Origin of the sequence: Nitrosomonas communis (genome assembly GCF_001007935.1) — a bacterium.
GTDB lineage: Bacteria > Pseudomonadota > Gammaproteobacteria > Burkholderiales > Nitrosomonadaceae > Nitrosomonas > Nitrosomonas communis.
In genome coordinates, this window is the sequence record NZ_CP011451.1 from 3,184,291 (window position 1) to 3,200,366 (window position 16,076).

The 16,076-nt window shown below is 50.6% G+C and carries 8 protein-coding genes; 6 read left to right on the forward strand and 2 right to left on the reverse strand.

The genetic code is table 11. The annotated features are described in order from the left end of the window. The first annotated feature begins 414 nt into the window (after positions 1-414). The 4 genes from AAW31_RS14420 to AAW31_RS14435 all read left to right on the forward strand — a co-directional run bounded on the left by AAW31_RS14420 (position 415) and on the right by AAW31_RS14435 (position 8,598). A complete protein-coding gene (locus tag AAW31_RS14420; protein ID WP_046850766.1) occupies positions 415-1,272 on the forward strand; it encodes a DUF4231 domain-containing protein in 858 nt (285 codons plus the stop codon). Positions 1,273-1,339: 67 nt separating this feature from the next. Beyond that, positions 1,340-2,785: a toll/interleukin-1 receptor domain-containing protein gene (locus tag AAW31_RS14425; protein WP_046850767.1), complete on the forward strand. Its 1,446-nt coding sequence runs from the start codon at positions 1,340-1,342 to the stop codon at positions 2,783-2,785. Further along, on the forward strand, positions 2,782-6,465 hold the full coding sequence (locus AAW31_RS19175; RefSeq protein WP_052752279.1) for an nSTAND1 domain-containing NTPase: 3,684 nt from the start codon (positions 2,782-2,784) through the stop codon (positions 6,463-6,465). Before AAW31_RS14425 ends, AAW31_RS19175 begins: the two co-directional genes overlap by 4 nt. A 45-nt stretch (positions 6,466-6,510) precedes the next feature. Then, positions 6,511-8,598, forward strand: coding sequence for a S8 family serine peptidase (locus AAW31_RS14435; RefSeq protein ID WP_082110473.1), 2,088 nt, complete (start codon positions 6,511-6,513; stop codon positions 8,596-8,598). Positions 8,599-8,783: 185 nt separating this feature from the next. Here AAW31_RS14435 and AAW31_RS19180 read toward each other — a convergent pair whose 3' ends face one another. Together AAW31_RS19180 and AAW31_RS14445 are read right to left on the reverse strand one after the other, a co-directional pair. After that, the gene (locus AAW31_RS19180; protein WP_052752280.1) at positions 8,784-12,311 is read right to left on the reverse strand and encodes an nSTAND1 domain-containing NTPase; all 3,528 of its coding nucleotides are present in this window, start codon (positions 12,309-12,311) and stop codon (positions 8,784-8,786) included. 3 nt (positions 12,312-12,314) lie between these two features. Continuing rightward, positions 12,315-13,685: a toll/interleukin-1 receptor domain-containing protein gene (locus AAW31_RS14445; protein WP_046850768.1), complete on the reverse strand. Its 1,371-nt coding sequence runs from the start codon at positions 13,683-13,685 to the stop codon at positions 12,315-12,317. 431 nt (positions 13,686-14,116) lie between these two features. On the opposite strand from AAW31_RS14445, the gene AAW31_RS14450 reads away from it, so the two are divergent. Both AAW31_RS14450 and AAW31_RS14455 read left to right on the forward strand, forming a co-directional pair. Then, the gene (locus AAW31_RS14450; protein ID WP_244505692.1) at positions 14,117-14,356 is read left to right on the forward strand and encodes a YezD family protein; all 240 of its coding nucleotides are present in this window, start codon (positions 14,117-14,119) and stop codon (positions 14,354-14,356) included. 130 nt (positions 14,357-14,486) lie between these two features. Beyond that, the gene (locus AAW31_RS14455) at positions 14,487-16,070 is read left to right on the forward strand and encodes an alginate export family protein (protein WP_235264392.1); all 1,584 of its coding nucleotides are present in this window, start codon (positions 14,487-14,489) and stop codon (positions 16,068-16,070) included. Positions 16,071-16,076: the final 6 nt, after the last annotated feature.

The following is a 16,076-nucleotide window of genomic DNA, read 5'->3' on the forward strand; positions in this document are numbered from 1 at the left end:
ACCAGCGGCTGTGTTCAAGCTGTCCTCGGACTCAAAGCTGACTTCCAGCCTTTCTGCCAGTTGTTTCGCAACGTAAGAGTAACATAATGCGTTTCACCATCGATATCTACCTTGAGCAATTCTGGGCACTAAGCATGCTCACCACCTGCAAGTACTTTTAATTCCATTTCTAAATCAAAACTGACATTGTCTGCTTCACCTTGCCGTATTATTTATACTGTCTGCGGCTCGCCTTTGCGTCATTTTTGATTTGAAAATGAAATAACGCCAAATATTTTTTCATCTTGTGAGAAACCCCATTTTAAAACAGCTTTCCAATGAATTGGAATATTACAATAGAATAGCTAAAGATTACTTAGCAACGATAAGGATATGTACCTGCCTGCAACCATTCGGAAAAAAGGAGGCCTTATAATGTCTATCTTAGAATCCGTTGCTGACCGTCAGGCGATCTGGTCAGAAACAGCGAATGCTCTAAAATCAGCCACCGATCGCGCACGTTACTCCACCTTTATTGCTTCATTCCTAGGTGCTTTGTTTGCCGCATTCGCAGTCCAGCAAATCAACCCCAACATTGCCACTTATCTGGCTATACTCAGTGCGGTCAGCCTTGCATTTGTCACGTTTATCACTGCAAGATGGCTGAACAAAGATGTCCTCGACCGCCACTTGCGTGCACGCATCGCGTCGGAAGCATTAAAAAGAGAGGCTTTTCTCTACGCTACCCAGTCTGGCCCCTACCATGATCCTCAAACACGCGACAAAATTCTGCTGAATCAGAAAGGTGAGATTGAAAATAAGGTAAATGATCTGCTTCTTTTTGAGCGGATAGTTAAAGGTTTGGGGAGTTGCCCCAGGCAGGACCTGAGTCTAAATGAATATGTGGAGCAGCGGATCGATAAGCAAATCAAGTATTACCGCGATCGGTCGACGAAATATGACACCTACTCCCAACGATTGCACGCGCTGGAATGGATGCTTTCGCTCCTCGCTGCCATCATCGCTGCACTCGCCGCATCCCCTCTTCTCAATATTGATCTGGCAGCCATTACCGCTGTGCTAACCACGTTAGGCGGTGTTGTGGTATCGCATCTGGAAGCCACCCGCTTTGACAAGCTGATCCCGATCTACCGTGCAACCGCTAACCGGCTGGAAAACCTCAAGCTAAAAATACAGATTGATAAAGCAACCCCAACCGATTGGATAAAAGAATGCGAAACCGTGCTGGTCGCAGAAAACAGCGCCTGGATGGGTTTATGGATGGAATCTTAGGTTCTGAAAATAGTGATGGGATTGAGCAATCGACACGATTGCACACTATGGTTATGAGGAATAAATCATGAGAGGGGCTACTCGACCCACTCCTGAGAACGCTGTTTTTATCAGCTATGCCCGCGCGGACAACGAACAGCCACCCGATAAAAAAGCAGAAGGATGGGTTTCATTTTTCTGGAATCAATTGCGGTTTGAATTAACGGATCGCGGTGCCGCAGAAGCCAAACTTTGGCTTGATCGCTATGAGATTGAACCGCACGAAGCCTTCACCCCCAAGATTGAACAAGCTTTGAAGCAAGCAAAGCTTTTGCTCCCGATTCTTTCAAGAAATTGGATACAGCGGGAATGGTGCCAGCGCGAATTGGAATTATTCGTTGAGCAGCATGCAGATGACGATGACTGCTATATCCCCGTTTTCAAGCATCGGCTTGAGCGGAAACACTTACCGTCACTCATGCAAAACAGCAATGCACGTACAGGCTACCAGTTTTTCGAAATTGATCCCACGGGTAAAACACGCGAATTTTACTGGCGCGGATTGAAAGACGAAACGGCCTACTATGATCTCGTCAGAACAATTGCAGAAGTCATTTCTGACAAGCTGGGCATCGTTCGACCGGTCACTATGGCTTCCTCTGTGACCCCGGCGAGTCAGACTGTATTTATCGCGCTTGCAGCCAGTGACCTGCATGATGCACGACAAAGACTGGTCAATGATTTGCAAAAAAATAGTATCAAGGTCGTGCCGGAAGTGGACACATTGCCTGATACGGCCGAAGCATTTGAAAGCATGATCAGAGAGGCGCTATCTCAAGCCGTGTTTGCCGTGCATCTGCTCGGTGAAAAAAATGGCAGCATGCCAGAAGGCGCTACCGAACCGATTGTTCCGCTCCAATTGCGGCTGGCACGCGAAATGCCCTACCAACGCATTCTGTGGGTGCCCCGCTGGCATCGTACGGAAACCGGGGACAAACGGAATCCTGTCGATGTCGTCACGAAGCATTTTGGGGCACTTCAGCAAAATGAAGAAATATTTGGTAAAGAGGTGACTGATTTATCGCAATTGTTGCGTGAGCGACTCAAACCAGCCTCGCAGGCCGAGAAATCTTCCTCGGGTGCAACATTTAACCAGCTATTGATCGCAGCAGCCGACCCTGAAGATGAAGAGCTGGCAACTGAACTGGCCAATTTAATCCAGGAATGCAAACTTAACGTTCAGTTATTCGACCCTGAAACTTACGCTGAGCTTACACCGGAGACCTCTGCTGTTTTAATACCCTGGGGTATGGCCAGTAAAGAAAACCTGCAAGCCCTGTTATCCAGATTGTTACCGCCTCCCGCCAAAATAGTGTGCCTGCGACTGCCTGGCGGAAATGAGGTCGAAAAACGGCGATTTTTTCAGAAAGGGATTATTTCGAAAAAAATAGAGGTATTGCCAGAGAATACTCAGAAATGCCAAGATCTGCTGGAATCACTGGAAATTCTACTCCCTTACGGGAGCGAATCATGACAAGCTCATCCATCCGGCCTCCTTTTGTCGGGCTACGGCCGTTTGAAATGGCTGATCACCACTGGTTCCGTGGTCGTGACCAGGAAATTGCCGCTTTACTGCACAAAGTCCGCAGCAACCGCTTTACGGCAGTCGTCGGCGCCTCAGGTTCAGGAAAGTCATCACTGGTGCGCGCAGGTATTCTGCCCCTACTCACGGATAAAGGGTGGCAAACGATCATTACCAAACCGGGCTCAGCACCGATTGCAAAACTTGCGTTGGCTCTTTCAGAGAAAGCGCGCGAGGATGAAATCGACCCACTGACCAGCGCCCGCACCTACCGTTACGACATGACTCTGCGCCAATCAGCCTATGGCCTAAGCGAGACTACTGACAAGTTAACGCCTGACGCTCCAAGACTGCTGTTAGTCGTCGATCAGTTCGAGGAACTGTTCCGTTATGGAGAAGAAGCGCAGGGGCTTAAAAAAGCCGCGATGGCAGAAGAAAGCCGCGCATTTGTCGAACTCCTGCTGACCGCAGCGAAACAATCCAATAACCGCCTGCATGTGATTATTACCATGCGCTCGGATTTTTTTGGCAACTGTGCGGCCTATACCGGCCTGGCTGAAGCCGTCAGCAGCTCACAATATCTGGTGCCGCTGCCTGGCCGGGATCAACTGGAAGCGATCATTCGAGGACCGATCCATGATGCAAGCGGCAAGATCGATAACTTGCTGGTGCAACGGCTATTGCTGGATATCGAAGAAGAAACCGATCTGCTGCCTACCTTGCAACACACCTTGCGGCGCTTGTGGGAAGTTGCACCAGGAGAACCCAAACGCCTGCGGGATGAAGATTACCAAACGATTGGCGGCATCAAAGGCTCCATCCATGTCAAAGCAGAGCAATTAACCGATTCACTGGCACAATCCCATCCCGATGATTTCATAACGCTGGAACGATTAATGAAAGCCATCACGCAACTGGATGAACAGGATCGCGCCACCCGCCGTCCCCAACAATATAGTGCGCTGCTCGCATTGATCACGGAGAGATTAGATGATGAGCCTGATCGTGCCAAAGCCTCGCTCGATCGGGTACTGGCACAATTCAGCAGTGAGGAAGCAAGCTTCATCCAGCAAGGCAGCGGCGAGGATCCTGAAATCGATATCGGTCATGAAGCGCTGATTCGAAGCTGGCAGCGGTTATGCGGAAAAAAACGTGACTTCAAGCAAGGCTGGTTATTTGAAGAGCGGGATGATGGGCGGCAATGGTGGGATCTGATACGACGCGCAGAAAAAAACCGCTACCCTTCACTGCGCGATAGTTGGCACATTCGCCGCTGGATAAAACAGAAAAAAATTGGTCCGAACTGGTGTCAACGCTATGGCGATGCCTGGCAGACTGTCGGGCAATTCCGCAATAGATGCTTCATCTTAAATAGTATAAAAGTCAGCGCTTCTCTACTCGTGCTCCTATTGCTAGCAGCGAAGGGCATATCTTTGCACCAAGAGAATCAGGCGCAGCAAGCTGAAATTCAGCGCCAGGCAAATGAAACTCTTCGCCAGGCACGCGCCGGCGCCTTGGCAGCCGCAGGCTTGTCGCGTAGTTATGCCAACAATGGTAATGCGCGGATCGGCGCGCTAATCGCGCTCAGCGTCACGCCAGAAAGCCGACGCAATGATGACCCCCGTTATGTGCATGAAACCAGTGTAGCGCTGACTAATGCGCTGACCCGCCCGATTGAAATCATGCGCCGTTATCACACTGGAATTATCTCGAGTGTCGCTTTTTCCCCAGACGGCCGCCGCGTCGTGTCAGGCAGTGCAGACAATACCCTACGCCTGTGGGATGCTGAGTCGGGACAACCTATCGGCCAACCCCTGCAGGGGCATACCAGCTCTGTTTTGAGCGTCGCTTTTTCCCCGGAGGGCCGCCGCGTCGTGTCAGGCAGTGGGGACAACACCCTACGCCTGTGGGATGCTGAGTCGGGTCAACCCATCGGCCAACCCCTGCAGGGGCATACCGGTCCCGTTTGGAGCGTCGCTTTTTCCCCTGACGGCCGCCGCGTCGTGTCAGGCAGTTTGGACAATATCCTACGCCTGTGGGATGCTGAATCGGGTCAACCCATCGGCCAACCCATGCAGGGGCATATCGGCCCCGTTTGGAGCGTCGCTTTTTCCCCTGACGGCCGCCGCGTCGTGTCAGGTAGTGCAGACAACACTCTACGCCTGTGGGATGCTGAGTCGGGACAACCTATCGGCCAACCCCTGCAGGGGCATACCAACTCTGTTTCGAGTGTCGCTTTTTCCGCGGACGGCCGCCATGTCGTGTCAGGCAGTGCAGACAACACCCTACGCCTGTGGAATGCTGAGTCGGGACAACCCATCGGCCAACCCATGCAGGGGCATACCGGCTCTGTTTCGAGTGTCGCTTTTTCCGCGGACGGCCGCCATGTCGTGTCAGGCAGTGCAGACAACACCCTACGCCTGTGGAATGCTGAGTCGGGCCAACCCATCGGCCAACCCATGCAGGGACATACCGGCCCTGTTTGGAGCGTCGCTTTTTCCCCGGAGGGCCGCCGTGTCGTGTCAGGCAGTTGGGACAATACCCTACGCCTGTGGGATGCCCAGTCGGGTCAACCGATCGGCCAACCCATGCAGGGGCATAATCAGCTTGTTTCAGGTGTCGCTTTTTCCGCGGACGGCCGCCGCGTCGTGTCAAGCAGTGCAGACAACACCCTACGCCTGTGGGATGCTGAGTCGGGACAACCCATCGGCCAGCCCCTGCAGGGGCATACCGGCCCTGTTTCGAGTGTCGCTTTTTCCCCGGACGGCCGCCGCGTCGTGTCAGGCAGTGCAGACAACACCCTACGCCTGTGGGATGCTGAGTCGGGCCAACCCATCGGCCAACCCATGCAGGGACATACCGGCCCTGTTTGGAGCGTCGCTTTTTCCCCGGACGGCCGCCGCGTCGTGTCAGGCAGTTGGGACAACACCCTACGCCTGTGGGATGCTGAGTCGGGCCAACCCATCGGCCAACCCATGCAGGGACATACCGGCCCTGTTTGGAGCGTCGCTTTTTCCCCGGACGGCCGCCGCGTCGTATCAGGCAGTGCAGACAACACCCTACACCTGTGGGATGCTGAGTCGGGTCAACCCATCGGCCAACCCATGCAGGGGCATAATCAGCTTGTTTCAGGCGTCGCTTTTTCCGCGGACGGACGCCGCGTCGTATCAGGCAGTGCAGACAACACCCTACGCCTGTGGGATGCTGAGTCGGGTCAACTCATCGGCCAACCCATGCAGGGACATACCGGCCCTGTTTGGAGTGTCGCTTTTTCCCCGGACGGACGCCGCGTCGTATCAGGCAGTGCAGACAACACCCTACGCCTGTGGGATGCTGAGTCGGGACAACCCATCGGCCAACCCATGCAGGAACATACCGGCGAGGTTGGGAGTGTCGCTTTTTCCCCGGACGGCCGCCGCGTCGTATCAGGCAGTGCGGACAACACCCTACGCCTGTGGGATGTCAGCTCTTTTATGCTCTCACTCAAAGATTTGGCAACGCGTGCCGAAAAACTCTGTCCGTTGAGTGAAGCTGAGCGTCAGCAGCTAGGGCTTTTTGATCCGCGAAACCAAACCACAACTCAAGCGTTGACACCCGAGCAACGCTCGGCGTGCGGAGGAGAAGAAAGATAAGAAAACATTGATCCAGTCATTTTTTAAACACCAGGAGAATGCATCATGCCCAAAATCTATTATGGAACAAAGGATGAGCCTGCTTTTGAATTGGAACAAAGTGAGGATTTGATTGTGGTGAGGACGCGCAGTGGACGATCACTGACACGATCGGCTAGACCTGTCGCACAACCGATCTCAGCCGAGCTGGATGATAGTGTTCTGGTGGTGTCTTATCCTGAAGCCGGAGTGGAGGTGTACCGCGTGCCAACCGGCCGCCATGCCAAATCAGTCACTGAGCGCAAATCCGCGCTGCGTGCTTCACCTGATGTACAGTTTGCCGGTGGTGTGCTGGTCGATCCGGCTTCCAGAGAGCCTGTACTGTATACTGAAAACATTTTCATCAAATTCATCGATACCGCCGATCCAGATGACTGCACGGAGATCATCCGCAACGCGGGTATGACCGTCAAGTCGCAGCTTGATTACGCGACTAATGCCTATTTCCTCCAAGCACCTGCCGGCACAGGCCAGCATGTTTTCGATATAGCGAATGATCTATTAAAACTGGACAGCGTTGAATATTGTCACCCGGAATTGATTCGTCCACGTGCGCGCAAACGAATCTTTCCACAGCAATGGCATCTGAAAAAGACCATTATTAATGGGTTTACGGTTGATGCCAGTGCCAATGTCGCAGCTGCGCACGAGATTACCCGTGGCGAAGGGATGATCATTGCCATCATTGATGATGGTGTTGACATCGATCATCTGGAATTTTCTAGCGATAGCAAGATTGTCGCGCCGCGCGATGTGACTTTTCAAATCAATGATCCGCGCCCGAAAGACCGCTTTGGAACCGGGCCGGATGGTGATAATCATGGTACCGCCTGTGCTGGCGTGGCATGTGCCAATGGTGTGGATGGTGCATGTGGAGTAGCCCCCAAAGCCCGGCTGCTCCCGATCCGGCTTGCCTCGGGTCTCGGATCTCTGCAGGAAGCAGAAGCTTTTAAATGGGCAGCAGACAATGGTGCCGACGTGATCTCATGCAGCTGGGGGCCATCCGATGGTCGCTGGTGGGATAAAAACGATGCTCAACACCATAGTGTTTTTCAATTGCCTGCCAGCACGCGACTGGCGATGGATTATGCTACCCAGAAAGGACGCAATGGCAAAGGCTGTGTCATCTTGTTTGCCGCCGGCAACGGCAATGAGTCGGTCGATAATGATGGTTATGCCAGTTACGAGAAAGTCATTGCGGTCACGGCGTGCAATGATCGCGGTACCCGTTGTGTGTACAGCGACTTTGGCAAGGCGGCCTGGTGTGCCTTTCCTAGTAGTGACTTTGGCCATGCATCCTTCAATCATCCTGAACCCCTCACACCGGGTATCTGGACAACTGATCGGATGGGGAAACAAGGCTACAATCCGGATGAGAGGGAGCATGCAGCAGGTGATGCGGCCTTTAATTACACAAACAGTTTCGGTGGCACATCAAGCGCATGCCCGGGTGCAGCTGGGGTGGCAGCATTGATTTTATCGGTGAATCCTGATCTGAAATGGCTGGAAGTTAAAGAATTACTCAAACGAGCGTGTGACAAAATCGATCTTCAAGGTGGGGATTACGATGCAGACGGTCATAGCCCGAAATATGGTTATGGCAGGCTGAATGCGCGTACTGCAGTTGAACTCGCCAAACCACAACCGATCAATGCTGTAACCATCAGCCGCAGATTCGATGCACCTATTCTGGATATGCAGATGGTATCGTTTTCCCTGCAAGTGGCTGATGATACGCCTGTCGAATCACTGACTGTCAGCGTAGATATCCAGCATACCTATATTGGTGATTTGATTATCTCCTTGCTGCCACCTGAGGCAACTGGCATGGATAATGTCTTGCTCTATTCCAGAGCCGATGGTTCCGCAAAAAATCTGAAGCAGACATTTGATGCCATGACGACACCTATGCTCGCTAAATTCTCTGGTAAAAAATGTCAAGGAAGCTGGACACTGCAAATTCAAGATGCCGCTGCTCAGGATTCCGGTGTCCTGATATCGTTTGGCATCAGCCTATCGTTTCCGCGTACCGATCGGGTTGTGCCTGCGCCAGAAACGAAAAAATCTAAAACAGCCAGTAAAACTTCCAGATAGCTGCTCTCCTCCATTAAGTACATTCAGAAAAGAATTGACTGAATGGAGCTTGTGTAATTCCATTTCTAAATCAGAAATTACGCGAAGGCGAGCCGCAGCAGTATGAATAATACGGCAAGATGAAGCCGACAAAGTCAATTTTGATTTAGAAATGGAATAATACTTAAGGAGTGAAGGTATCTCCCTTATTGAAATGTTCCTCCTGATGAAATTTTATCTTCAGGAACTGGCAAATCAGGGCATTGCTTCCGATATTTGATCTCAGGCGACACCCACTCATGCCATTCCATTTGACTCATATTGCGTGTCAGTTTATTGCAAAGTGTCTCACTCCAGGTTACCGTCGCTGGCCACAGACGTACCGTCTTATCTGCGCTGCCCGAGACAATGCGTGTACCATCAGGGCTGAACACAGCGCTCGATACCCATCCCAGGTGTCCAGGCATCGGATTGCCCATGGGCAGGCCACTGTTGACATCCCATAAGCGGAGCATCATATCGTGGCTGCCTGAAACGATACGATGGCTATCAGGACTGAAGGCAACGCTATTGACACGTGCTTCATGCCCTAGTAACGGTTCGCCGACAGGCTGACCGGTATAGGCATCCCATAGTCGCACCGTTTTATCTTTGCTGCCTGAGACAATATACTGCCCATCCGAGCTATAGGCGACATTAACCACAGGCCCTTTGTGTCCGCGCATAGGTTCCCCTGCGGGTTGTTGGCTGTTCGCGTCCCACCGCTGCAAGGTATGATCGTAGCTGGCAGAAACTATAAATGCACCATCCGGGCTGAAAGCGACACTTCTAACCATTTCCTCATGTCCTCGCATCGGTTGCCCGATCGGTTGGCCAGTGTGCGCATCCCACACGCGTACCGTATTGTCTTTCCCTCCTGACGCAACCCGCATACCATCAGGACTGATTGCAACCGTTTCTACGCCGTCTTCATGACCATACCATGGTTGCCCCATTTGCCTGCCGTTAATGGCATCCCACAGCCGCAAAGTCTTATCGCTGGCAGCCGAAACAATGCGTGCGCCATCGGGCGTGAACACGGCGCCATTGAGCGTGCCTTCATGTCCTTTCATCGGTTCGCCAATCGGCTGGCCCGTGCTCGCATCCCACAAACGCAATGTTTTATCATCACTCGCCGAGAGAATGCGGTTGCCATCCGGGCTAAAAGCCACACTCGTCACCATATCTTCGTGCTCCTGCAACGGCACATCGATCAATTGGCTATTGCTTGCGTCCCATAGCCGCAATGTCGCATCACGGCTGACTGATGCAATTTGTTTTCCGTCTGGGGAGAACGCAACACTGACCACCGCACTTTCGTGCCCACGCATGGGCTCACCAATGAGTTGGCCGGTACGGGTATTCCACAGTCGCAAGGTCTTATCCTCGCTGCCCGAAACCAATTGTGCGCCATCAGGTGAAAAAGCAACGCTGGTAATGGCGCCATTATGCCCCGTTAATACCTGCATCAGCTTTTTTGTCTGAACATCCCATAGCCGCAGTGTTTTATCCTCGCCACCCCATACCACCAGACCAGCGTCAGGAGAAAAGGCAGCGCTGCGTATGGCACCCTCATGCCCCAGCAACGGTTCACCCATTGATTCACCAGTCCGAAGATCCCACAACCGAAACGTGCTCTTACTTACCGTCATCAACTGGTTACCATCAGGGGAAAAAGCGAGACTGTAGATGGGCTCATCGCTTGATAACCCATCCAACTTATTACCAATGGGTTGCCCGGTGTCGATATCCCATACACGCAGCGTTCCATCCGTATTACCTGTTGCCAGCCGTTTGCCATCAGGCGAAAAGGTGAGACTGATCACACCTTTCTCACTGATAGCTATCGGCTCCTCGAGTAATTGGCCCGTCTGAATACTCCACTCCCTGAATATCCCATCATCACCAGCAGAGAGCAAACGCCTACCATCTGGACTGAATGTAATCGCACTAACCGGAATACCTATATTCCAGATTTTCTGGGTATTGGATGTTCTGTTCAATGTCGTGATAAGTGCCGCATCCACTTTTTTGTTGCCCGGTGCGATTTGTTTTGCTGCCAGCAACTGCAGCAGGGCACGCTCATCCCCGCCTGGGCGAATGCCATTCGAGATATCCAGGCTTTCAGACACCAAACGCAGGCTAAGGGCTTCGCGTTGTGCCAGCTTTCTCTCTTTTTTTTCAAAATTAGCATGATACAGCCCATAGCCTGCCACTCCGAACAAAATAATGACCGTCAATAATGCGCCTTGCAGTTGTCGCGCCTGCTTGCGTAACCGTGACGCATCTGCTAGTGCTCTTTCTGTGGCCCTCAGCCGTTCTGCTGCCAGTGCTTCTGCCGCCGCCTGTTTTTCCAGTGCAGTTTCGAGCACCATCCGGCGTCGCTGTTCCTCCTTCTCAGCCTGAAGCCGCTGGAGTTCCGCCTGCCGTAGGCGTTCGTCACGAGCTTTACTCACCACACTGACCAACCGGTCGTGAATCAACTCGATCCGATTGATGCCTGACTGCTGATCAATACGTAGCAGCCGGTGTTTATTTGCCAGCAGTGAAAGTTGATCCCTTGTCAGAAACCCATCCTGCAACGCTTGCTCAACAGGATAGCTGCTGCGATAACGATTTCCTTGAATCAAATGGGTTTCAATGAACTCTGAAACAGCTGCCGGCATACCCGCCAATGCCTGGTGATAAAAATCCTGAAGAATATCCTGGCCAGCCTGGCGCAATAGCGCGATATCAATCTTCCCATCCGGTGAGCGACGCTGATTAAGCTGATAGCAACACAAACTCAGCAATACTGGTTCGATTACAGGCAGCACACCGCTTGTGGTGGAATCAAGATTGCCGACAAAATCAACCAGTGGTTCAGCCACGTCCGCTGTCAGCACAGCCGCGCCCTCGGCCATAACCGCCTCAATGGCCCGCTCACGGGACATGGGCAGTAAACGCAAGCGGTTGCGCAATAAAGAGGGGACTCGCCCCTGCCATCCTTCAATTTCCGGAAGAAAATCTTCACGAAAGGACAATACCATACGATAGCGTTGCGCCTGCAATGCCAACTCAGACAGAGCACGCCGACTGGCATCACCAATGGTGAGCTCACTCGGAATTCGGTTTTCAATCAAATCGGCCAACGCATTCAGAGTATGCTCAATCTGATCAGGTGTTTTCTCTCCTTGAGAGAAAATTTCTTCGAACTGATCAAATACCAGTACCGGGATCAGCAGATAATTGTCTCGACTCCAGATTTCGAGCTCACGACGATGTAGATAGTGCCACAAGCTTTCCTCTTTTGCCGGCGCTGGAAATTCTGCGCCTGCTTCGGTCAGCGTATCCTGTAATTTCTGCATCGCTTGTTCGAGCGGAGAGAGTAACGCCGATGGCGCAAAATCGAGCCGCAGATGAACAGGAAAATAATGCTCAGCCCGCAATAACGGATACAACCCTGCCTGTAATAAGGATGTCTTACCCAGGCCGGATTTACCATAGAGGACGGTTAGCGGCGCCAGTCGAATCATGCGCAATAATTCGGCTGCTTCCTCTTTACGGCCAAAAAAGAAGTTACTTGCGCTCTCACTGTAAGCTGCCAACCCTGGCCACGGTGATTGCTCGCTGAGCATAATACCTGTCTTTGAATCACCGCTGTTAGAAGCAGATCCAGGAACGTTAGCTAACAAAGGTTTGTCTGGCGTATTCATTGCTTAAACACTACGCTGTCGCTCAGCCCGGATAAGTTTCTTCAGTAACGCATTCGTCTGTTCATCTGGAAGGCCAGCTGGCGCATAACCAAAATGCAAGGCATCCTTCCATTGGCGCGGCACACGCTGGTATTGTTCCGGATCATAAGTTTGATCGACGATGATGGGAACGACAAAAGTTCTTCCTTGAATCGATTTACTCCGGTCTAGCGCTTCGTTCCATTCACGTCGAAAAAATTTTTCGTCCAATTGATCAGCCGAACTGGAGATGACTGGTACGAAATAGCGGCAGGTGCGAATACCACTCAGAATACATTCCCGAAAATCTTGCCCTGGCTCGATCACGGATTTATCGAACCAGATTTCGTTATCTGCCACACCCAGCGACTTCAACGATTCAACCAGCTTAACGGCGGCAGGATAATCTGGCGCACGACAATAGCTGATGAAAAACAGCGTATTATGAGGAACAACCTCAGCTTGCGCAGGCGCTAACACCTCTGTCTCGCCATAACGCGCCAGCCAGCGCTGATGCAATTCGGCGATAAATGCTGTCGGTGATATATCAGACAGAACTTCTGTCCCCTCGCTATAGCTTTTTAGAAAATAGATTAGCTCCTCTTCCGGTTTTAGTGCTTCAATCATCCATTCGCGTTTTCTTTGCGTATTCGACAGTCGATGCAGGTTAGTAAGACGCAGAAAGAACCGGTTCAGCCAGCCAGGAAAATTGCAGCCAATCAACAGCAAATTACGCTGCTGCAATTCGGCAAAAAACTTGATCGGGACATGGCTGCCGCGTGCAATGATGTTATGCACATATTCCAGAATGTCTTCATCATGAATGGCAAACATGGGTGCAGGCCGTGATTTACCGAACATATAGAGCAAGTACACCTCTCCCTGGCGCGATAACCAGTCAGTGGGCAAATCTGTGCCTTCGCTCGTGGGCAGATAGGGAGAATGCACAATCTCATTAACTGCGCATCGTGTCCTCAGGCTACGGGCGAGCAAATCGTCGGATGTAAGAGTTACAAATAGCCGGAAATGGGTAATCGCGGCAATTTGTCTGACCGGTTCCGGAATGGCCGTATCACTTTTTGGTGCCAGTTTCCCGATGGCATCATGAATATCGCCATACAGGTCCTGTATGGGATGATCGTGCTTAAGACGCGTGACCACCTCATTTAATTCGCGAAATGGCGGCAACGGATTACTACCCGGCTCACTGCTATAAAATTCCAAAAGTTGACGCGCTACCTGCGCCTGAAAGGAATCGTTGCTGCCTGTGGCAATCAGGGTTTGAGCACCGAGCACGGGCACCACCAATCCATCTTCGATCGATTTCAGTAAACGGTCCCAGCTTCTTTCGTTCATTGCGTGTTTACCGTTTTTCCATATGACAATTGAAGTGGATGTTATGAGAGCAGCAACTATGATTAAAGTCTACCATACTGCCGCATCAACCTTTTAATACAGCGAGTAGAAAAGCCTCACTTATTATGCTTATTTAATCAGTAGCGCTAATGTGCTGCAATGTATTTACCCATCACTCATTGATCTTTTTAAACAAGAATTTTATTCCATTTCCCAATCAAACATGACGCAAAGGCGAGCCGCAGACAGTATCAATAATACGATAAGGTAAAGCCGACAAAGTCAGTTTTAATTTGGAAATGGAATGACAACTCCCTTGCAATGGCTTTGTGTCTTTTCTCTGCATGCTGATCAGCACATCATTTTTTATCGGCTGGCATATACGAAAAAGTGATAAACAAATGAAATAATATTATTTCTATGCATAAAGAATGACTGTTAAAGTGCGTAGCCATAAAACAATACACTCTCTCAATGCAATGATACATAGCGCGACACCACAAAGCAGTCAATTGATTCCCCAGGATATCAAGCAGGAGATCCTGCGAGCGATTGCCCGTATTCAATTTGGCTCAGTCGAGATCATTATTCATGATGGTCAAGTCATGCAAATCGAGTGTCGTGAAAAAATTCGCGTCCGTCACGCTGATCCTATTCAAAAAACCAAATAACGCATTAGCCATTTAATTCAATTATGTTTGCTCAGAAACTTAACATCACCTCGACCAGAAGACTGGAGAAAGAAAAAAATAAACAGCAATGGCTTGACCGGATGACCGGAAAGACATTGGGGAGAGAAGAATGAACTATTCCTGGCGAATCATTTTGCTTTTTACAGCAAACATGTTGCCTCTTGCCTCGACTCAAGCAAATGGAAGTGTTACATTGCTTGAAAATTCTCAAGTAGGACAGCAACCCATGTTGCAAATAGTACAAGCAACTGGAAGTGATACCTATAAATGGGCGATCAAACCCAAGGAACAACCTGCAGCCGCAAAACCAGAAACACCCCAAAAGACCACTTATTTTCAGCGTGCGCGCAGCTATGCTACGACACCTGAATCTGATCCCCCTCGCTATGTGCGTAATATGGCCAAGACTGAATATCCCACATTCAAGGATCTTCACTGGCTGGATTTTGGGGTGGATCATCGTACACGGTTTGAGTTGCGTGATGACGATATCCGGCGCAACAATCTTTTAACGGATTACCCCTTCCTGCTGCGTACCCGCACGTACGTGGGAATTAAAAATATTCTCGATCCGTTTCGTATGGCAGTCGAATTTCAAGATTCGCGCGGTTATAACAGCGAGTTTCCCAGAGATAACCGTGACTGGAATCCATATGAGTTGATTCAAACCTATGGTGAACTGTATTTCAAGGATGCGCTGGGAAAAGATGATCTGGGAAATAACCGCCCAATCCGAATTCGTGGTGGCCGCATGGCTTGGGAGGCAGTAGATCGACGCTTGCTCGGTAATAACCAATGGCGCAATACCACCAATAATTTTGAAGGTTTTCGTGTGACCTTCGGGCAGGAAGCCAATGATTGGGAAATCGATACCTGGGGCGTACAGCCAGTCATTCGAGACATTGATGATTTTGATGGGCGCAATAAAAGCCAATGGTTTTACGGTGCAATTGGACATTGGCGCAAGTGGTCTGACGTTATCACAATCCAGCCTTATTTTATGGGCCTCAAGCAGGATGATAGAGAAGGACGTCAACCAGAGCGCGATATCTATTCACCCGCCATCCGTGCTTACGGAGTGCTGCCAAAGACTAACATCGATTTTGATCTGCATACCATCTATCAGTTTGGCCGCGATAATAGCTTGAAAAAATCAGCCTGGTCTTATCTGCTTGAGTTTGGCTACACCTTCAAGCATGACTGGAAACCGAGGCTAAGCGCGTTTTATGGTTTTGTCAGCGGTGACCGCGATCCTAATGATAATGTCGACAATCGTTTTGAACGCTTCTTCGGATTTGCTCGTCCCTGGTCACCTGATGACTACATCGTCATGGAAAATATCAAAGCGCCCAAAATAGTATTTGAGTTTTCACCTCATAAGGATGTGTCCATCGACGGCGGTTATAGCTGGTTCTGGCTAGCCAGTGACACTGATCGATTTAACAATCTGTTAAACATTTCAACCCCTAACCCCTTCAATCGCGATGCAACCGGCCAAAGCGGCGACTTTATCGGGCAATCGATCAATGCACGCGTCAATTATAAATTAACGCCGCTGGTCGACACCACTATCGGGTATTCGCATTTTATGAATGGAGAATTTACCAAAAACCGGCAAATGGCAGCTTTAGGAGAATCCAGAGACAGCTCAAATTTTTTCTACGTGGAAGTCTCCATCCGAGCATTTAAATAAGCGTGT